We start from the raw sequence: 20452 nt of genomic DNA, 5'->3' as shown, positions 1-20452 counted from the left end.
CCTATCTTGTTTCCTTGTGTAGAGTGTGCTTTTTACAGAATTTACAATACTTGTTAGTTTCCACTCTATCAGGGTGAAGTTTTTTATTCTTTTTAGTAGTGTAATTTCTGCTCTTGCATTCAGTACATTCTAAAATTACTTTATCTCTCATATTAGACCTCCTCTATTAGTATGGACAAAATCCACCGTACTACTTTATCATAAACATGTTGAAAAGTCAATAAATACTAAACTCTTGACAAATATTCTCCAGTTCTTGTATCTATCTTGATTTTATCTCCTTCATTTACAAATAAAGGTACGTTAACTGTAGCGCCTGTTTCTACAGTAGCTGGTTTTGTAGCTCCTGTTGCAGTGTTACCTTTAATACCAGGTTCTGTTTGAGTGATTTCTAACTCAACAAAGTTTGGTGGAGAAACTTGGAATGCTTTACCTTTGTAAAATTTGATTGTTGCCATATCATTTTCCTTTATATAAAGAATAGCTTCTTCAACACTAGCTTTATCAATTGGTAATTGTTCATAAGATTCTGGGTCCATGAAATAATATAAAGTTCCATCGTTGTATAAGTATTGCATTTCTCTTGTTTCAATTCTAGCTTCTTCATATTTTTCGTTAGGATTGAATGTCATGTCTCTGTTTGAACCAGTCATAACTGATCTGATTTTTGTTCTTACAAAAGCTGCACCTTTTCCTGGTTTAACGTGTTGGAAATCTATAATTTGCCATACATCTCCATCCATTTCAAAAGTTGTGCCTTTTCTAAAATCTCCTGCTTGTATCATATATACCTCCTACAATTATCTATCATATATTATACATTACTAATTAATTATGAACAACTATTTTCTCGCACATTCTGATGCATCGCCTTGTAAAATTTTCAAAGCGTGATCTAACGTATCAATTATGTATTCCAAACTTTCTTCAACAGCCTTAGGACTACCCGGCATATTTATTATGAGGGAGTTTTTTCTAATAACTGAAACAGCTCTTGAAAGCATTGCTCTTTTTGTAATCGTCATCGAATAATTTCTAATCGCTTCACTAATTCCCAAACAAAGTTTTTCTGAAACTTCTAATGTAGCCTCAGGAGTTACATCTCTTTTTGAAAATCCTGTTCCACCCGTAGTCAAAATCAACTCAATATTTTCATTGGAATACTCGATTAATTTTTCTTTTATAAGTTCTTTTTCATCTGCTACAATATCATATTTTTCTAATTTATAGCCGTTTTTTTCGATAATTTCTATAATTTTTTTACCACTTAAATCTTCTCTTTTGCCTTGAGAACCCTTGTCTGATACTGTAAGCACTGCTACTTTATACATATTAAAACCTCTTTGTGTCAATATATTTGCTTGACCTTGATATTATATAAAAATACTAGCCCATTGTCAATATTAAAATGCGTCAATATAGTGATTTAATTTGAAATTATCCAAATAAATTTCTATCACATCAAATCTAGGCTGATAATCGTACAAATCATTTTTGTCGATATAAATTTCTGTTGTTTTTCTTATTCTGTCTTGTTTTCCCAAAGTTACAAAATCAGAAGGAGCACCGAACTTGTCATCAGTTCTTGCTTTTACTTCAACTATCACCAAATAATTTTCGTAAGTGCAAACTATGTCTAGTTCCCCAATTCTCTCGGAATAATTTCTGTCAATAATTTCGTAACCTTTTTCTATTAAATATTCACAAGCGTAATCCTCGGCAAATTTACCTCGGTTTTTTTCCATTTTCATATAATTTCCTCAAAAAAGTTTTTCTGTGAAGCGGACATTCTCCATGTTCAAGTATCATTTCTCTGTGAAATTTAGTTCCATATCCCTTGTGTTTTTCAAAACCGTATTGTGGATAAATAGTAGCCATATCCTTCATGTACTCATCTCTTATAACCTTTGCTACAATTGATGCACAAGAAATCGGATATAATTTTTCGTCACCTTTGACAAATGACATTTGTTTAATATCTGTGTCAATAATTTCTGCATCAATTACAATCAAATCAGGTTGTATGAATTTATTGTCCTTTGTTTTCAGACTTTCTACAGCTCTTTTCATAGATAATCTCGTGGCTTGCTTGATGTTAATCTCATCAATCACACTTTGATCCACAAAATTTACACTGCATGCCAAAGCTTGATCCAAAATCATATCCTTGAATTTAATTCTCTTTTTTTCAGAAAGCTTTTTTGAGTCGGTGACTCCTTCTATTATCTCACAATTTTTAGGCATAATAATAGCACAAGTTACAACAGGACCTGCTAATGGTCCTCTTCCAACTTCATCTACGCCACAAATTAATTCTTCCTCAAATTCGTTATAATCAATCGCAAACATCTTCTAATGAAATTCTTCCCAACTTTGTTTTTCTAAATTCATCTATAACTATTGATGAAACTTTAGAATAATCAATATTTTTTCCTCTTAACAAACAGCCACGTCTTATAGCAATATTATCCATAATTTCGATTGTTTCCTTGTTTTGTGTATCAACCGAATATCTTTTTTCTAAAATTTGTGGATCAATACTCATTAGTTTCTCGATGAGTTTGTACGCTAAGTTTTCTTCATCCAAAATTTCATCTTTGATAGCTCCAGTAAATGCCAAATTCAGGCCAATTTCATTATCTTCGAATTTTGGCCACAAAACACCTGGTGTATCCAACAATTCCATCTTGCCTTTTATTCTAATCCACTGATTAGTCCTTGTAACACCTGGAGTGTTCCCTGTTTTAGCAGATTGTCTGTTGGATAATTTGTTGATTATAGTAGATTTTCCAACATTTGGTATACCAACTATCATCATTCTAATAATTTCTGATTTTATGTTTTTGTCTTTTCTATTAGCAAGTACATCTTCTAAAATCTTTTTAGCTGTTGGCTCAATTTTATCCAAATTTTTACCGTTTTTGCTGTCAATTGGAAGTGCTGTTATATTTTTCTTTGCAAAATAATTAATCCAGTTTTGTGTGATTTTAGGATCTGCCATATCCATCTTGTTCAATAAAATCAATTGCGGCTTATCCTTTAAGATATCTTCTATAACCGGATTCATGGATGATCTTACAATTCTGCTATCCACAAGAACCAAAACTATGTCGACAAGTTTCATGTTTTCTTTTATCTTGTCAATAGCTTTTTTCATGTGCCCTGGATACCAGTTTATATTATTAATGTCCATGTTATTTCCTTTCCATCTAAAAAAAGTACTGAGAAAACCTCAGCACTCAATTTAGAATTTTTGTTTTTCTTTAACTTTAGCAGCTTTACCTTCTCTGTGTCTTAAGTAGAATAATTTTGATCTTCTTACTTTACCTTCTCTAACTAATCTTACGTTAGTTACTCTTGGTGAGTTGATTAAGAAAGTTCTTTCTACTCCTACACCGTAAGCTAATCTTCTTACTGTGAAAGTTCTTCTAAGTCCAGTTCCTTGCATTTTAATTACAGTTCCTTCATAAACTTGAACTCTTTCTTTGTTACCTTCTTTGATAAGGTAGTCTACTTTTACAGTATCGCCAACATGAAAGTCGAACTTATTTTCTCTTAATTGTTCATCTTCTAATGTTTTTATAATATCCATTATGATCCTCCTTGGTTTTTTTCTTTCAGATATTTCTGATATATATCTTCTCTTTTAAGTTTAGTGTTGTTTAGTCTTGATTTTTCTCGCCACTGTTCGATTTTTTCGTGATTTCCTGATAATAAAACTTCAGGAACTTCATATCCGTTAAATACTCTGGGTCTTGTGTAGGAATCTTCCTGTAGCAATAAATTGTAGTGCGAATCTGTTTTATAACTTTCATCATTTCCCAAAACATCGTTAATCATTCGGCTTACACAATCTATAAGAACCATAGCTCCTAATTCTCCACCAGTCATCACATAATCTCCAATAGAAATCTCCTCATCACAATAATGATTGATGATTCTACTGTCGACACCTTCGTAATGGCCACAAAGAATGACTATTTCTTTTTCTTTTGAAAGTTCTATACACTTTTGTTGATTAAGAACTTTCCCTTGAGGAGACATAAACACAACTTTTGATTTGTTTTTGTTCACATCTTCCAAGCAGTCATAAATTGGTTGGCAAGTCATAAGCATCCCAGCTCCGCCACCATATATCTCATCGTCTACCTTTTTGTGTTTATTTTTAGTGTAATCTCTAATATTAACCACTTCAAGTTCAATGAGATTGTTTTGGACTGCTTTTCCTATGACGCCGTATGATTTTAAGTAATCAAAACTTTCTGGAAATAATGTGAGAATTATAAATTTCATCACATACCCTCAATTATAACTACATCGATTAATCCATTTTCTAAATCTATTTTTTTAATGAACTCTTTTACAGCAGGTATCATAAATTCTTTTTCATCATTTTTAATTACATATACATCATTACTATAAAAGCTCAAAACTTCAACCAAATCTCCGATGTATTCACCATTACTATAAGCTTTCAAGCCTATCAAATCGTCAATGTAAAAGCTTCCATCTTTCAATTCGTATCTGTCTTTTTCATCTATATATAAAAACTGTTTTTTGAATTCAAGAACTTCATTAATATCGTTAAATTCTTCAAAATCAATGTACAAAAAACCCTTGTACATTCTATAATTTTGAATATTGACCTTAACTTTTTTATCCCCGAGATAATAACAAATATCTTCGTCAAATCTTTCGATATTATCAGTCAACGGTCTCATTTTAAGACATCCTTTAATACCGTGAGTATTGAGCACTTCTGCTACAGCTATATATTCCATTATTGCAAAATATCTACGACAACTTTTTCGCCACTCTTAATAGCCGCTGCCTTAGTAATAGTTCTAATTGCCTTGGCAATCTTCCCTTCTTTTCCTATAATTTTCCCCAAATCTTTGGAATCTGCTTTAATTTCTATAATAACCGTATGTTTGTCTTGTCTTGATGTTACTTCAACTGCTTCTTTGTTATCAACTAACGCAGTAGCAATTGTTTTAACTAATTTTTCCATGACAACTCCCAACTTGTATTATTATTTTGCTTCGTAAACTCCATTATTTTTGAATAATCTGTCTACTGTATCTGTAGGTTTTGCACCGTTTTTAATCCATTGTTGAACTTTTTCGCTGTCAACTTTAACAGTTTTTTCTTCAACTAATGGGTTATAATATCCGATTTCTTCGATGAATTTACCATCACGAGGACATCTTGAATCTGCGACAACTATTCTATAAAATGGTTTCTTCTTTGCTCCCATTCTTTTCAATCTAATTTTTACTGACATAATTTACCTCCATAACTTATTATCTAAAAAAAGGCATTTTCATTTTACCTTTTTTACCAAATTTCTTTTGTAGCGCTCCCATATTTTTCATCATAACTTTCATTTCTTTGAATTGTTTCAAAAGCTTGTTAACCGCTACTTGATCTTGACCGCATCCTTTAGCAATTCTTTTTCTTCTAGATATACTAATGATATCTGGATTTTCTCTTTCTTCTTTGGTCATAGATTTAATAATTGCTTCAATCTTGTCAAATTCTTTGTTATCGAAATTCACTTGTTTAAGCATCTTACTATCCACGCCAGGAATCATTGCAAGAATATCTTGCATAGGTCCCATTTTTTTGATTTGCTGCATTTGGTCAAGAAAATCATTAAAGTCAAAACTTTGAGCTTTAATCTTTTCTTCTAATTCTTTTGCCTTCTTCTCGTCAAATTGATTTTGTGCTTTTTCGATAAGGCTAAGAACATCTCCCATACCCAAGATACGTGATGCCATTCTATCCGGATGGAACGGCTCTAAATCTCCAAGTTTTTCACCTACACCTATAAATTTAATAGGCTTATCAGCTACTTGTCTGATTGATAAAGCAGCACCACCTCTTGCATCACCGTCTAACTTAGTAAGGATAATTCCTGTAATATCCAAATCCTCGTTAAACTTAGCTGCAACATTCACTGCATCTTGTCCAGTCATAGCATCTACAACTAACAAAATATCTGAAGGATTCACTTCTTGTTTAATATTTTTCAGCTCATCCATCAAAGTATCGTCAATATGAAGACGACCGGCAGTATCTATAATTACATAATCAATGTTCTTTTTCTTAGCTTCTTCGATTGCTTTTTTTGAAATTTCAACGGGATTTGTCTGTCCCATTTCAAATACTTCTACCCCTACTTTTCCACCAACAACTTGAAGTTGTTTAATGGCAGCAGGTCTGTAAATATCACACGCTACAAGTAAGACGCTTTTGTTTTTGTTTTTCAACTTCAATGCAAGTTTTCCGGCATGAGTTGTTTTACCTGCCCCTTGCAAACCACAAAGCATAATTACTGTAGGTTTCATTGGTGAAACGTTAAGTTTTTCTTCCTTTTCACCCATCATTTTAGTTAATTCTTCATTAACTATTTTAATAACTTGTTGACCTGGAGTAAGACTTTCTAAAACAGAAGAATCGATAGCACGTTCTTTTACTTGAGATATAAAATCTTTAACAACTTTATAGTTAACGTCCGCTTCCAATAAAGCAAGTTTAACTTCTCTCATTGCAACATCTATATCTTTTTCCGTCAACTTTCCTCTGTTGGTCAATTTTGACAAGGCATTTTGTAATTTATCGGACAAATTTTCAAATATCATTTTCCACATCCTCTAAATCATTTAAGAAATCTTCTATATCTATAATGATATTTTCAATTTCTTTGCTTTTGATTTCTGGTGACAAAGAGAAAAGATCATTTCTGATTTTTCTAAGAAATTGATGACTCTTTTTTGATTTTTCAATTAAGCCAAGTTTTTGTTCGTATTCATAAAGCTTATTTTCAGCTCTTTTCAAACTATCACTTACAGCTTGTTTTGAAATATCACAAATTTGAGCAATTTCATTTAATGACAAATCCTCATTGTAGTATTTGTCAATTACATCGTATTCTCTTTTCGTAAGCAATTTACCATAATAATCAAACATCATGGTAATATTTAATAATTTTTCCATTCAATCACCGTCAACCTTTTTACTTGACTTGTATATTATATAAACTTAAAATCCATTTGTCAAGCATTTTAATCAAAAAAAGAAGTGCTTTTTTGCACTTCTAATTTGTTTTTCATTAATAAAATTCTTTTTTCAAACTTCTACTGAATAATTTGTCGATTTCTTCTTCGCATTTTGAATTTTCGTACAAAACTTTGTACACTGCATTGTTAATCGGTAAATCCAAATTCATTTTGTCCGCTTGTAATTTAATAGCTTTTACAGTGTAGTATCCTTCAGCTAATTTATCGTATTTTTCTGATTTCGCATACATTTCTCCAAACATTCTGTTGTGAGAGTATTGTGAGAACACTGTAGCCTCATAATCTCCCAAGTGACAAAGTCCGTACGCGCTGAGCTCTTTACCTCCCGAAGCTTTAATAAACCTTGCAACTTCTCTACAACCTCTGCTCATTAAAGCTCCCTTCAAAGAACTTATTTTCATTCCATCCAACATTCCCGCAGCAATTCCAATTACGTTTTTGTAAGCTGCGCCGATTTCATTTCCAATCAAATCTTGGCCATAATAAAATCTAATCAAATCTGAACTGTAATTTTCAATCAACAATTCTTTCACATCTTCATCTTCCGAATCAATTACCATACAATTTGGAACATTGCGGTAAAATTCTTGTGGATGACCTGGGCCAATCCAAGCTGCGACTTTGTTAGATCCATCCATAATTTCTTTGCAGACTTCTGATAATCTTTTTCCAGACGAAATCTCAATTCCCTTCATATTAGTAACGATAATTTTATCCTTAATTCCAATTGACTTAAGTTCTTCACACACATTTCTAAAACCTTGTGCATTTATACTAACATGAATAACATCACATTCTTTTGATCTTGTGATATCATCGGTTAATTCCAAATCATCTTGCAAAGTAATAATTCCATTGCTACGACTTTTCTTAAAGTTTTCGAAATCTTCAGTTCCATTCAAACCATACAACAAAACTTCATGACCAATTTTTTTTAAATACCAAGCGATGAAACTTCCCCATCTGCCAGGCCCTATAACCATAATTTTCATTATATACCTCTTTATTTCTTCTTATTAGATTTCTTATTATTTTCTTTATTAATAGCTCTTATTCTAATCATATTCATCCACAAAAGTGTGTTGTAAATTAAAAATGTAAGATATGTTAAGAACACATATACCTTATTAGGATGGTAATAAATCAACATAAAACCTATTAACAAAACGATAAAACTTCCGTATTCGAATTTTGTTCTTTTTCTTTCAAGACTTTTTGGTAAAATCATTTTATTTTGCGACGCATAAACTGCCCACGCAAGTAAAATTAACAACGATATTATGTTGTGGCCTCTAAGCAAAGTAGATACGAAAACCACCATCAAAACATTTGATATCGCCAATATAACATTGTCTGCATTTTTAGTATTATTTTTCATCATATCACCTAAATAAATTATAACATATTAGCAAATTTAAAATAATGTAAATTTTTGTCCGAAATTATAAAAAGCCCATTACCAAAGATTTACTTTGATAACAGACTTTTTTGAAAATTTTAATTTATTTTTTTGCTTTTTGTTCCTTGTCTTCTAGTTTCTTTTTTTCGATGTAAGCTTGTTGTTTTTGTTTAATCAAATATTCTGCTGCAATTCCTGGCATTGTCATTGCAATTGGATCAAGGATTTCTTTTAATTCATCTTCTGTTAAGATTTTTTCGTCCAATACGATATTTCTAACCGTGATTCCTGTACTCAATGCACGTTTTGCGATTTCAGCAGATTTTTTGTATCCGATATGAGGAACAAGTGCTGTAACTATTCCTACAGATTTTTCGACGTCGTTTGAAAGTTTTTGTCTGTTTGGTTTGGTACCAATTATGCAGTTTTCTCTGAATGTTTTCACTGCATTAGTCAATATAGATATAGATTCAAATAAACTATCGAACAAAACCGGCTCGAATGCGTTAAGTTCCAATTGTCCGTGTTCTGCACACATTGTAATTGTATTATCGTTACCAATAATTCTGAATACAACTTGGTTAACAACTTCTGGAATTACAGGATTTACTTTTCCTGGCATAATTGATGAACCGTTTTGTCTTGCTGGAAGTTCAATATCTCCTACCATTGTTTTTGGTCCTGAACTCATTAATCTCAAATCACTTGCCATTTTTGACAAACTTACGGCTGTTGATTTTACTGCTGAAGATATTTCTACAAGACCATCAAGGTTATTAGTTCCATCTATTAAATCTTCTGCTTGATGCAAATCAAATCCAGTTAATTCTGCTAGAATAGGAACTATATTTGTGAAGTAAACTTTGTCTACATTTACTCCCGTACCAATCGCAGTTGCTCCCATATTTATCGATTCAATTTGATCTGATGACCTTCTAATTCTTTTGATATCTCTCTTGATTACTGAATAATAGGCGTGGAATTCTTGTCCCAATCTAATTGGAACTGCATCTTGAAGTTGAGTACGTCCCATTTTAAGTACATCATCAAATTCCACTGATTTATTTAACAAAGAAATCTCTAATTGCTTTAATTCATTTAAAGCTTTTATTAGTAGTCTTAAAGTTGCAATCTTACCAGCAGTTGGAAAAACATCGTTTGTAGATTGGCTCATATTAACGTGATCGTTTGGATGAACATATTCATAAGTTCCCAATCCGCCGCCAAGTTTTTCATTGGCAATGTTTGCAATAACTTCATTTGCATTCATATTTGCAGTTGTACCTGCTCCACCTTGAATTGGATCAGTCAAAAATTGATCGTGATATTCTCCTTGAAGAATTTTGTCGCATGCGTAAACGATTGCGTTTTTGACATCCTCTCTCATGATTCCTGCTCTGTGATTTGCTATAGCACAAGCTTTTTTAACTATTGTCAATCCATAAATTAATTCTTCATGTAAAGTTCTTCCTGTTATTGGGAAATTTTCCATTCCTCTTAAAGATTGCACACCGTAATATGCATCTTTTGGAACTTGCTTTTCACCAACACTATCAGACTCTAATCTGTAATCCATATTAACCCCCAAAAACGTTTATTTATTACATTACAAATTGATATTAACACTTTTGAAATCCATTGTCAAAAATTTATAAATTTTTATTTTCAAAATAAAAACCAGCCGATATTTCAAAGTCTGAAAAACTTTTTATCGACTGATAATAAATTTATTTTTTAATTTTATAATCCCAATTCATCTTGTCTCTTACGAAGTTTTGTAATTATATGATCTTCATCTAAATTTACCATGTCGTAAGTAATCAATGTGTCTTTTGGTATATCAACTTTTGCTGTTGTTTTTTCTGTTATGATTGGCATTGGCAACAAATTATTTTCCATTTGATGTTTGTGAGATGTAATTTTACCGAAACAATCGTGTCCACCAATACCTTCGATTTTTTGACCTTTTTTGATATCTCTTTTTGCAACTGTAATTGTATCGGAAACCTGTCCGTATTTTGGATAAATTGTCGGTTCTTTTTCTACAATTGCATCATAAATTGTAAGAGGAGTTTCCAAACTTGTCAAATGATATGGTCTGTACAAAGTATAGTTAGGTCCTTTACCCATTGACAAATATTCCATTAAATCGTGAACTTCGTTAGTATCGTGAGTTACAATTGCAAAAACTCCTGGCGCAACTCCAAATGCAAAATCAACTATATTGTAATTATTTAAAATTCCGCCTTGTTCTTTTAATTTAAATTCATCTGCGATATCGTGAATATTTGTTGTAATTCCATGACAACCCAAAACATCAGGAGTAAATCCCAACGCATTTGCCACAGCAGTAAGTTCGATCATAGTATTAGTTCCATCTACAAATGATGTCAACATTTTTGGAACCAATCCTTTTGACAAAGCTTCTTCTCTCAAAATATCTTCATTAGTATAATTATCCAATGGATTATTCTTGCCTTTACCTACAGCTAATAATTTAAATCCCAGCCCAAGTGCAAAATCCGACAATTGAATTATAGCTCCTGGCTCATCTCCTGCAGATCCTGTGTATACAACACCTTTTTTCTTCGCCATTTCGTTTAAGATAGGTCCCACAACAGCATCACATTCTACATTTAATAAAATAGTATGCTTTTCGTGTTCAATACTTTCTACTGCAAGTTGTGTTCCAAATGGAGGATTTCCTGTCGCATCGATTATTCCATCAATCATATCTAATTTGTAACTCAAAGTATAATCATCACTTACTACAAAAGAATTATTTTTAATAGCATTTTCTGCAACTTTCAAATCAGTTGTTTTGATAATATCCACATCTTTTACACCTGCTTTTCTCAAAGCATTCACGCACTTGTCGACGTGTCTGTCTATAATAACGGAAGGTCTCATTCCTTTGATTCTACTCAACTGACTCACAAGACCAGATCCCATTTTGCCACAACCAACCAAACCTACTCTAACTTTTTGACCGTGGTTATCTAAGTCAATAAGTTTTCTTTGCATTTTATTCATTTAGTTCTCCTTTTTAATTATAGACATCGCACAAGAATACGCCGACGAAAAAGCCCATTGAAGATTATATCCACCACAATCCCCGTCGACATCCATAATTTCACCAATAATATACAGATTTTTAATTTTTTTTGATTCCATAGTAGAAGGATTGATTTCATCTGTGTCAACTCCTCCGCAAGTTATCTGACCAGAATCTTCATCCTTGTATCCACTAACACTAAATTCCAAATTTTTAAGAGTGTGTGCTAATTTGTAGATTTCTTCCTTACTAAGTTCACACACATTAATATCGTATTCGATATTCGCTTGATTCAAAACTTCTTCAATCAAATTGTCGTTAATCAAACCGACCAACAGCTCATTTATTTTCTTATAATAATTTAAAGATATTATGTAGATTAAATGCTCATACAATTTGTTTTCATCCAAATCTACAGTGTCAATTCTTATTTTGACATCTAATCCCTTGTTTTTAGCTCTGATTGCTTCTCCTGATAATTGCAAAATAGTTGGCCCACTAATTCCATAATCAGTGAACAAAACATCATGATAAAATTCGAAAACTTCCTTCTCATCTACAACTAACTTTGCATTAGCTTTGAATTTGGTGCCGCTCATTTTCTTGAAACTATCTCCATTAAGTCTCAATTGCACAATTCCTGGATGAGTTTTCACGATATTGTGTCCCAATTTCTCCATCAGAATGTATCCATTACCATCGGAGCCACTTTTTTTGTAAGCCTTCGATCCACAAGCTATTATCAAATAATCAAACTTATATAATGAACCGTTGGATTTTACTTCAAATACATCTCCGTTTTTTCTAACGTCATCAACAAAACTATCGAAAATAAATTCTACTTCGAGATGATTTGCCAAGCACATCATTTGTTTCACTATTGATGAAGCTTGCAAACTTTTTGGAAAAATTTTTCCATTTTCAAGCTCAACTTCAGGAATTCCCATATCATTGAAAAATTCTATAACATCGTAATTATCAAACTTTTTAATAGCACTTATTGTGAATTTTGGATTTTCGCCATGATAATTCTTATACGATACATTTCTGTTAGTAAAATTGCACCTACCATTACCAGTTGCATAAATTTTCTTCAAAGCATTGGCGTTTCTTTCAATAACGGTCGTGTCTATGTAATTTTGTTTTAAAATTAATGCCGCAAAAACCCCACTAGCTCCTGCTCCAATAATTCCTACTCTCATATTCCCCTCAATTCCCTAAATCGTAATAAATTTGTAACTTATTAAGTTTAATTCTATGATATTATAATGATAAGAATAAATGGTTGTTCATCCTCCTAATATGAACTTGCCAATGTTATTTAAGTAGCAAATCTATCCCAAAGATTTGCTACTTTTTTTATTACGATATTTATTCTATCACAAATCATGTGAATTTTTAAAAATGACGATTAATTGTAATAATTTTTGATTTTGACAAACAAAAAGCTCCCACAAATGTGAGAGCAAAATTTCTATTGTTCAAAATTTTATTGGAATTTTTCATCCAAGAATTTTATAATATCCATTGATTCATACATTGGTTTGCCATCAATAAAAAGACAAGGTACTTGGTCTTGTCCACCTTTTTCAATAAGGTATTTTTCATTAGCTTCGTCAGCTTTGATGTCTACTAATTCAACATCCTTAATTCCTTTTTTTTCTATAAATCTTAAAACTTTCTTGCAGAATGGGCAAGTTTCTTTGTAATACAATTTTAAATCCATAATAATCTCCTTTTCGTTAAATTCTTTGATAAAATATATATACCCGAACGAAAAATATATAAACATGAACAAAAGGAGTTTTTATGATAACTTATAAAGTAGATGTGTACATACCAGAAGACTACATAGATTTGTTAATAAGAAAACTAGGCGATGAGAAAATTATAACCATAGGAAATTACGATTATTGTTATACAACATCGAAAGTAAAAGGTCATTTTATGCCCAATGATTTAGCAAATAATTTTTCTGGCGAAAAAAATATTATCAACCAAGTTGACGAAATCAAATTAGAATTTCGCACAACAGAAAATAATATCAAAAAATGTATACAAATTATCGAAAATATTCACCCATATGAAGAATGCGTGTATTATATTTTCGAAATAAAAAATTTTAAATAATAATAGGAGATGCAATGGGAAAAATTAAAACTATTTGTGGAATTTGTCCAGGTCAATGCCATGTAGAATGCGACATGGACGCTAGAAGGATAAAATCCATCAAAAAATCAGATGAAAAACCTTCCGCTCTTTGTTTAAGAGGATTGTATTCAGACGAAATATTAAACTCAGAAGACAGATTGACTGATCCTTTGATCAGAACTGGTGAGAAGGGAACACTAGAATTCAAAAAAGCTTCATGGGATGAAGCGATGGAACTTATTAAAGAAAAATGTTCTAAAATAATCGAACAATATGGCGCAAAATCAATTGCAAGCCATTTTGGTAGAGGTGCATTTGATACAACTACGAACGATTTTATTTCAATTCAAATGCCTAACAGTGATAACGGAGGATTTTTGTCTCCAATTGGAAGTCCGAACAACGGATCAGTTGGCTCATTATGTTTTGTATCGTTTGGCATATTTGCTCCTCAAACAGTTTTTGGATTAAGTGCACCAAATCTAGTTTGCGATTTGCAAAACACTGAAATGCTTTGTGTGTGGGGTGCCAATCCTAAAACAGATTCCCCTCCATTTTTCTACAATAATATGGTAAAAAGAAAAAATGAAGGAATGAAAATCATAGCCGTTGACCATTATAATTCAGATATTATCGAATATGCTGATTACAAATACATCGTCAATAGCGGAACTGATATGGTACTAATCCTCGGAATACTAAATTACTTAAAAGATAAACTCGACCAAGATTTTATCGAAAAACACACTTACGGATACGATGAATTCAAAGAATATTTTAAACAATTTGATTTGGAAAAAACATCAGAAATCACAGGACTTGAAGTTGATAAGATAAAAGAGTTGGCAAACTTACTCTTTGACAACACAGTTGCTCTTAAATCATACACAGGACTCGAATATTCACATTGCGGAGTTCAAACAATACGTTCAATGTATATTTTATGGAGCTTATTGGGAAACTTAGATGTCAAGGGCGGACTTTTGATTAATAAGAACAAGCCAATTAAGAGGGTACAAAACCCACCAAACAACGCACAAAATATCGAAAAAATCGGTTCAAAAGAATTCCCTCTTTTTGATAAATTAATCGGTCAACCACAATTTACGAAACTTCCACAAGCAATATTAGAATCCGATCCTTATCCAATAAAAGGTCTAATTAATTTGGGCTCATGTATGTCTGTAAATTATCCTAACAGTCAACTTTATAGAGAAGCGTTAAAAAGTTTGGATTTCTTCGTAACTTGCGACAGATTTATGACTGAAGATGCATACTTTGCAGATGTCATCCTCCCTGCTACAACTTATTACGAAGAAGACCGCTACGCAATATATCCCGACCACATCGAAATCACAGAAAAATTAGTCGAACCTTTGGGCAATTCTCTTCCAAATATTTTTATTTTGAAAAAAATTGCAGATGCATTAGGATTTGGTGAATATTATCCAGAAAATTTCGATGAATTATTAGATAAATCTTTTTATCACACACCAGAAATTTTAAAAGAATTGAAGGAAAATGGTGTATATCATTTCGACAAAAAACCTGAAGTGTCTTATGAAAAATACGATTCATTTAATACAGAAACCGGGAAAATCGAAATCCACTCAAAACTTTTAGAAAAGTATGGATTTTCACCTATTCCTGTTTATGAAGACGGATTTGAAAATGAGCAAGAAAAATCAGATAAATTATCCAAATATCCATTTACTATGAACACAGGCGCAAGAATTCATACGACATTTAGAACACAACACTTAAACATCGATGGATTATTGAAACACCAAGAATATCCACAAGTTATAATGAATGAAGATGATGCGAAAGAATTGGGAATTGAAAATAAGGATTTAGTTGAAGTCTACAACGATAGAGCAAGTGTAATCCTCCAAGCAGTTACTAATAATATGTCAAATCGTCACGATTTGGAAATAAATGTCGGCGGTGGTTCATTTATTCAAGATGACAAATGGAAAGATGCGAATATTAATATGTTAATCGACAACGAAATCTTTGATCCAATTTCGGGATTCCCAGTTTTCAAAAGACAACATTGCAATATAAGAAAAGTAAAATAAAAACAAAAACCTTCTGCGGCTCGAATTTGAGCTACAGAAGGTATTTTTTTAGAAAAATTTCAAACAAACAAATGCTGTTAGAACTGCTAATATAATTGTTAGACCAACATTTTCTTTCAAATAAGCTATAATAATCGCTACGATTGAAGCTACAATTGTAGGAATTAACATTTCACTTGAAGCTGTCAGAATTCCTCTTATAACCATAATACTTAATGATGTATATGGTATTATGTTTAAAAATTCAGCGGTTTGTCTAGAAAGTTGTTTTCCTTTTAAATATTTAAGAGGTATTATCTTAGGAACAGCTGTAACTAAGCTACATAATAAAATTAAAATTATATTATACATTTTGACCTCTTTTCATAATTACTTTCAACCCGATGTATGATGATAATAAAATTGCTAAGATTATATCCCATCCAGATGGTATAAATTTCAAATAAAAAATAATTGCATAAGTTACAACGCCTATCAAACTAACTACCAAACCATTGGAACTTTTCTTAATAGATGGTACTACAAGTGCGATAAACATCGCAGTAAGTCCTACTTCTAATGATGTTTGGACTGATTTTGGCATTAATTGTCCTATCAAATATCCAACTGGCGTAAATATTCCCCAAGCCAAATAAGGTCCTAATTCTACGGCCAACGCAAATTCTGTGTTGAGCTTTTCTTTATTAAAACTCATTACCGAAAATGCTTCATCTGTCAACATAAATCCTATTACAGGAAGTGCTTTCGGATTTATTTTTTGTGTATGAATTCCCAAAGATGTCGACATTATGAACAATCTCAAATTTAATAAAAATACCGACAACACGATGGAAAACATACCTACTCCAGCACCCAATAATTCAACTGCCATGAATTGTGCTGCTCCAGAATAGAAAACAAAAGAAAACAAAGTCGAATCCAACATGCTAATGTTTTGACCTTTGCACAACAAACCAAAAGCCATCGCTATAGGAATATATCCCAACATAATTGGAGACGAAAATTTGATTGCTTCTTTAATTCTATTTGAATCCATTAAATTTTCCTCCATTCCATTTTTATTACAAACATTTAAACGTAAGAAATCATAATCTACAAGAATTGCAGATTATGATTATTTTATTTCTCTTCTATCCAAAATAGCTTTGTACAAGCTCATTTCGTCATAATATTCCAAATTAGCTCCCAATGGTACTCCCATCGCAATTCTAGAAACTTTTACGTTATATTCTTCATTTTTAAGAACCTCTATTATGAAGTTAGTTGTCAAATCTCCGTTAGTTGTTGGTGATAATGCTAGGATAACTTCCTTTACATAATCTTTTTTACATCTCAAAAACAAATTTTCCAAATTCAAATCCTGCGGAGCAATATTATCTCTTGGAGATAATAATCCTCCTAATACGTGATATTTCCCATTGTATTCGCCAGTTTTTTCAATTGATATTACATTCATTGAATCTTCAACTACAGTTATGACACTGTTATCTCTTTTTTGATCGGAACAAATATCACACAATTTTTTATCAGTAAGATTTCCACAATTAGCACATGGTCTAATATTAGTCTTCACATTTACAATACTTTCTACAAGCTCATCGACTTTCTTCGGATCCATATCTATAATTCTATAAGCTAATCTTTTCGCACTTTTTCTGCCAATAGTTGGCAAATTAGACAAGTTTTTAATCAATTCGTCCATTGCTTTAGGGTATAGTGACAAAATTATCCCCCCTTATTTAGAATCCTGGAATATTAATTCCTCCAGTGATTTTACCAAGTTCAGACTCACTCATGTCCAATACTTTTTTGATAGCGTCATTAACAGCTACCATAACCATATCTTGAAGCATTTCAACATCGCCATCTTTTACCAAATCTTCATCTATTTTAATAGAAACTATTTCTTTTTTTCCGTTTGCTACAACTTCAATAGCTCCGCCACCACTAGTTGCAGTAACTTCAGTTTCTTCTAATCTTTTTTGAGTTTCTTCCATTTGTCTTTGCATTTTTTGCATTTGTTTCATCATGTTACCCATGTTTCCCATACCAGGCATTCCGCCTCTAAATTTATTTCCCATAATTCCTCCTATTTTTCGATTATTTGGAAATTATTTCCAAACAAATTTTGTAATTTTTTAACATTTTCATTTGCTTTTTTCTCTGCTTCATCATCAATTTGTAAATCTAAAACCTTGAAATCGTAATGAGGTTTTAGTAATTGTTCGATAACTTTTTTGTGAGGAAGCAAAGTGTACATATACAACTGGTTAGTTTTCAAAATCAACTTATCATTATCCAAACTAGCTTTAATATCATTAGCTAGTTCTTTTGGAATTTTGTCGAAGTCTCTTAAAACTTCTCTTAGTTTTACAAATGAATCCTCATTTTCGACAATTTCGTCTTCATCCGTGTCGTCGATTTTTTCATCAGTCTTTATTATATCATTTTTATTGGATAATTCATCTGATTTTTCTACTTTTTCTGAAGATTTTTGTGAAATTTCTATGTTTTTATCGATTTTTTCATCAAATTCGACTAATTTTTGTGAAGAATTGATTTTTATCCCATTTTGTTCAATATTTTTGAGCTTATCTTCCAAAGTATTCACTCTGGCAATCAAATCATCGTAATCAATGTAATCTATTAGGCGCATTACCAAAATTTCAAGCAGAGCTTTTTGATTGTCTGCCTGTTTAAGTTTTTTCTGATGCTCTATTATAATCGACATACTTTCGACTATTTGCCTATTCGTAATCAATTCAGATTGCGCATTATACTCAACATTGTATTGAGTGTTGTTCTGTCTGATATTGTCAAGGCCATTTTTTGATAGCAACAAGTTTCTAAAATGATTTAACAATTCATCCATAACATTTTCTACAGGCTTGTTGTGTGATATTGTATACAAATTATCCAAAACTTCTGTTGCATCTTTTTTTATGATACTATTTACAAGCTTGAAAATTCCTGTATTGTCGACAATACCAAGTATATCATTTATATCTTGTTTTGTTATATTTTCTTTTTCAATGCTTAAGACTTGATCTAAAATAGATAATGCATCTCTCATTGCACCATCAGCTTTGTTTGCAATGAGTTCTATCGCATCGTCGTCCATTTTTCTGTTCAAATCATTCAGAATATATTTGATATTGTCTGAAATATCCTTAGCATTAATCATCTTGAACTCATAGCGTTGACATCTTGATAAAATTGTTTGAGGAATTTTATCGATTTCTGTCGTAGCTAATATGAACACCAAATGTTTTGGTGGCTCTTCCATGATTTTAAGTAAAGCGTTAAATCCTTCATTAGTAATCATGTGTGCTTCGTCTATAATATAAACTTTGTACTTTAATTTTGTAGGTGGATAAATTACTTTATCTCGCAGTTCTCTAATATCGTCAATTCTTCTGTTACTAGCAGCATCCATTTCTACGATATCTAATGTGGATTCTTCCAAAGAACTCATACAATTCTCACATTTATTGCAAGGATTTCCATCTTGTAAATTCAAACAGTTGATAGCTCTTGCAAAGATTTTCGCACAACTAGTTTTACCTGTTCCTCTTGAACCAGAAAAAATATACGCGTGAGAAATATTTTTCGTTTCGATTTGATTTTTTAAAATATCAGTTATATGTTTTTGACCGTAAACTTTATCAAAAGTATCTGGTCTATATTTTCTGTAAATAGCTTGCATAAATACCTCGTTTCATTTTTCAAACTACGAGTAATTTTTTGAAATTTTTCATTCAAAAATATCCTAAATCTTTTAATATTATATCATATTTGATATTTCTTGAATTCATAGTAAAATAGTATTAGAAATTTTATTTTTAAAATTTTTGAAGGGGGATTTAATGATGAAAAATATTGACCCATTTTTATTGACAATGTTAGGGTTAATAGTTCCTGGTCTTCTAACCGGAGTAGGAGCAATCCCTGTTTTTTTCACAAGAAATGTAAGTCAAGGTAAGTTAGATGTATTTTTAGGGGCAGCTGCAGGTGTCATGCTTTCTGCAACTTGTTTTTCTCTGATTTTACCTAGTATTGAAGAAAACGGTGGAGGCTTTAGAGGGGTTATAATCTCTTCACTAGGAATTTTAGCGGGAGCTGTGTTTTTGGATATAATCGACAAATACTCTCCGCATGAGCATTTATTAGACAAAAGAGTTGAAGGAAATCCTTCAGATTCTTTGAAAAAAATATGGTTGTTTGTAATTGCGATTACAATTCACAATTTCCCAGAAGGTATGGCAACTGGAGTTGGCTTTGGTGGAGATTCAGTGGCAAATGGTCTTCCAATCGCAATAGGAATTGGTTTACAAAATATGCCTGAAGGTTTGGCTGTAGCTTTGTCTTTGGTTAGAGAAAATTACACAGTCAAAAAAGCATTCTTAATTGCATTATTTACAGGATTAGTAGAACCAATCGGTGCGTTTTTGGGTTACGGACTTGTAACTTGGTTCTCACCTATTCTAGGATTTATTTTGGCTTTTGCCGGAGGCGCAATGCTTTTTGTAATTAGCGACGAAATCATTCCTGAAACTCACAGCAACGGCTATGAACGCCAAGCAACTTATGGAATTGTAATTGGATTTATTATAATGATGATTTTGGATGTTGCTCTTGGCTAAATAAAAAAGCGGCTACTAATTAAAGTAGTCGCTAAATTTTT

The 20452-nt window shown here is 31.8% G+C and carries 27 protein-coding genes; 3 read left to right on the top strand and 24 right to left on the bottom strand.

The genetic code is table 11. The annotated features are described in order from the left end of the window. Nucleotide 1 precedes the first annotated feature (1 nt). From rpmG to GKG01_RS06875, 19 genes are all read right to left on the bottom strand, one after another. Nucleotides 2–151 carry a 50S ribosomal protein L33 gene (gene rpmG / locus GKG01_RS06965; protein ID WP_002835319.1) on the bottom strand — a complete coding sequence of 50 codons (150 nt, stop codon included), beginning with the start codon at nt 149–151 and terminating at the stop codon, nt 2–4. A 76-nt stretch (nt 152–227) separates the two neighbouring features. Next, nucleotides 228–785, bottom strand: a complete 558-nt coding sequence (gene efp, locus GKG01_RS06960; protein ID WP_094206963.1) for an elongation factor P — start codon at nt 783–785, stop codon at nt 228–230. A 57-nt stretch (nt 786–842) separates the two neighbouring features. Further along, nucleotides 843–1331: a MogA/MoaB family molybdenum cofactor biosynthesis protein gene (locus GKG01_RS06955; RefSeq protein ID WP_002835321.1), complete on the bottom strand. Its 489-nt coding sequence runs from the start codon at nt 1329–1331 to the stop codon at nt 843–845. 72 nt (nt 1332–1403) lie between these two features. Next, a complete protein-coding gene (locus GKG01_RS06950) occupies nt 1404–1751 on the bottom strand; it encodes a YraN family protein (RefSeq protein WP_002835322.1) in 348 nt (115 codons plus the stop codon). Next, nucleotides 1726–2349: a ribonuclease HII gene (locus GKG01_RS06945; protein WP_154271923.1), complete on the bottom strand. Its 624-nt coding sequence runs from the start codon at nt 2347–2349 to the stop codon at nt 1726–1728. Before GKG01_RS06945 ends, GKG01_RS06950 begins: the two co-directional genes overlap by 26 nt. Then, complete coding sequence (gene ylqF / locus GKG01_RS06940) at nt 2336–3193, bottom strand: ribosome biogenesis GTPase YlqF (protein ID WP_154271922.1); 858 nt, start codon at nt 3191–3193, stop codon at nt 2336–2338. The genes GKG01_RS06945 and ylqF overlap by 14 nt, the downstream gene beginning before the upstream one ends. A 51-nt stretch (nt 3194–3244) precedes the next feature. Continuing rightward, the gene (gene rplS / locus GKG01_RS06935) at nt 3245–3592 is read right to left on the bottom strand and encodes a 50S ribosomal protein L19 (protein ID WP_002835325.1); all 348 of its coding nucleotides are present in this window, start codon (nt 3590–3592) and stop codon (nt 3245–3247) included. Continuing rightward, entirely contained in the window at nt 3592–4293 is a 702-nt protein-coding gene (trmD, locus tag GKG01_RS06930) for a tRNA (guanosine(37)-N1)-methyltransferase TrmD (RefSeq protein WP_002835326.1), read from the bottom strand. The genes rplS and trmD overlap by 1 nt, the downstream gene beginning before the upstream one ends. Further along, complete coding sequence (gene rimM, locus GKG01_RS06925) at nt 4293–4781, bottom strand: ribosome maturation factor RimM (RefSeq protein ID WP_154271921.1); 489 nt, start codon at nt 4779–4781, stop codon at nt 4293–4295. The genes trmD and rimM overlap by 1 nt, the downstream gene beginning before the upstream one ends. After that, nucleotides 4781–5011: a KH domain-containing protein gene (locus GKG01_RS06920; protein ID WP_002835328.1), complete on the bottom strand. Its 231-nt coding sequence runs from the start codon at nt 5009–5011 to the stop codon at nt 4781–4783. The genes rimM and GKG01_RS06920 overlap by 1 nt, the downstream gene beginning before the upstream one ends. Nucleotides 5012–5032: 21 nt before the next feature. Beyond that, a complete protein-coding gene (rpsP, locus tag GKG01_RS06915) occupies nt 5033–5284 on the bottom strand; it encodes a 30S ribosomal protein S16 (RefSeq protein WP_002835329.1) in 252 nt (83 codons plus the stop codon). Nucleotides 5285–5303: 19 nt separating this feature from the next. Then, complete coding sequence (gene ffh, locus GKG01_RS06910) at nt 5304–6644, bottom strand: signal recognition particle protein (RefSeq protein ID WP_154271920.1); 1341 nt, start codon at nt 6642–6644, stop codon at nt 5304–5306. Then, a complete protein-coding gene (ylxM, locus tag GKG01_RS06905) occupies nt 6634–6999 on the bottom strand; it encodes a YlxM family DNA-binding protein (protein WP_002835331.1) in 366 nt (121 codons plus the stop codon). Before ylxM ends, ffh begins: the two co-directional genes overlap by 11 nt. 115 nt (nt 7000–7114) lie before the next feature. After that, nucleotides 7115–8074 carry an NAD(P)H-dependent glycerol-3-phosphate dehydrogenase gene (locus GKG01_RS06900; RefSeq protein ID WP_154271919.1) on the bottom strand — a complete coding sequence of 320 codons (960 nt, stop codon included), beginning with the start codon at nt 8072–8074 and terminating at the stop codon, nt 7115–7117. Nucleotides 8075–8085: 11 nt separating this feature from the next. Next, nucleotides 8086–8460, bottom strand: coding sequence for a hypothetical protein (locus GKG01_RS06895; protein ID WP_154271918.1), 375 nt, complete (start codon nt 8458–8460; stop codon nt 8086–8088). Nucleotides 8461–8584: 124 nt separating this feature from the next. Next, on the bottom strand, nt 8585–10057 hold the full coding sequence (locus GKG01_RS06890) for an aspartate ammonia-lyase (RefSeq protein WP_154271917.1): 1473 nt from the start codon (nt 10055–10057) through the stop codon (nt 8585–8587). Nucleotides 10058–10221: 164 nt separating this feature from the next. Continuing rightward, nucleotides 10222–11514 (bottom strand): NAD(P)-dependent oxidoreductase, encoded by a 1293-nt coding sequence (locus GKG01_RS06885; RefSeq protein ID WP_154271916.1) that lies wholly within the window; start codon nt 11512–11514, stop codon nt 10222–10224. After that, entirely contained in the window at nt 11515–12738 is a 1224-nt protein-coding gene (locus GKG01_RS06880) for an NAD(P)/FAD-dependent oxidoreductase (RefSeq protein ID WP_094224523.1), read from the bottom strand. It abuts the gene before it with no gap. 287 nt (nt 12739–13025) lie between these two features. Continuing rightward, nucleotides 13026–13262 (bottom strand): glutathione S-transferase N-terminal domain-containing protein, encoded by a 237-nt coding sequence (locus tag GKG01_RS06875; protein WP_035109230.1) that lies wholly within the window; start codon nt 13260–13262, stop codon nt 13026–13028. A gap of 83 nt (nt 13263–13345) precedes the next feature. Between GKG01_RS06875 and GKG01_RS06870 the strand changes: the two genes are divergently transcribed. Next, the gene (locus GKG01_RS06870) at nt 13346–13666 is read left to right on the top strand and encodes a hypothetical protein (protein WP_094206955.1); all 321 of its coding nucleotides are present in this window, start codon (nt 13346–13348) and stop codon (nt 13664–13666) included. A 14-nt stretch (nt 13667–13680) separates the two neighbouring features. Further along, complete coding sequence (locus GKG01_RS06865) at nt 13681–15768, top strand: molybdopterin-dependent oxidoreductase (protein ID WP_154271915.1); 2088 nt, start codon at nt 13681–13683, stop codon at nt 15766–15768. A gap of 48 nt (nt 15769–15816) precedes the next feature. On the opposite strand, the gene GKG01_RS06860 is transcribed toward GKG01_RS06865, so the two are convergent. The 5 genes from GKG01_RS06860 to dnaX form a co-directional block, all read right to left on the bottom strand. Beyond that, a complete protein-coding gene (locus GKG01_RS06860; protein WP_002838595.1) occupies nt 15817–16119 on the bottom strand; it encodes an AzlD domain-containing protein in 303 nt (100 codons plus the stop codon). Then, nucleotides 16112–16804, bottom strand: coding sequence for an AzlC family ABC transporter permease (locus GKG01_RS06855; protein ID WP_110058348.1), 693 nt, complete (start codon nt 16802–16804; stop codon nt 16112–16114). The genes GKG01_RS06860 and GKG01_RS06855 overlap by 8 nt, the downstream gene beginning before the upstream one ends. A 78-nt stretch (nt 16805–16882) precedes the next feature. Next, on the bottom strand, nt 16883–17491 hold the full coding sequence (gene recR / locus GKG01_RS06850; RefSeq protein ID WP_094205457.1) for a recombination mediator RecR: 609 nt from the start codon (nt 17489–17491) through the stop codon (nt 16883–16885). A 16-nt stretch (nt 17492–17507) separates the two neighbouring features. Next, entirely contained in the window at nt 17508–17849 is a 342-nt protein-coding gene (locus tag GKG01_RS06845; protein ID WP_002838638.1) for a YbaB/EbfC family nucleoid-associated protein, read from the bottom strand. Between the two features lie 8 nt (nt 17850–17857). Beyond that, nucleotides 17858–19474: a DNA polymerase III subunit gamma/tau gene (gene dnaX / locus GKG01_RS06840; protein WP_154271914.1), complete on the bottom strand. Its 1617-nt coding sequence runs from the start codon at nt 19472–19474 to the stop codon at nt 17858–17860. Between the two features lie 160 nt (nt 19475–19634). Here dnaX and GKG01_RS06835 point away from each other — a divergent pair, with 160 nt between their 5' ends. Then, on the top strand, nt 19635–20411 hold the full coding sequence (locus tag GKG01_RS06835) for a ZIP family metal transporter (RefSeq protein WP_094206949.1): 777 nt from the start codon (nt 19635–19637) through the stop codon (nt 20409–20411). Nucleotides 20412–20452: the final 41 nt, after the last annotated feature.

This window comes from Finegoldia sp. BIOML-A4, assembly GCF_009679635.1.
Lineage (GTDB): Bacteria > Bacillota > Clostridia > Tissierellales > Peptoniphilaceae > Finegoldia > Finegoldia magna.
This window is presented reverse-complemented; position numbering and strand designations above follow the sequence as displayed.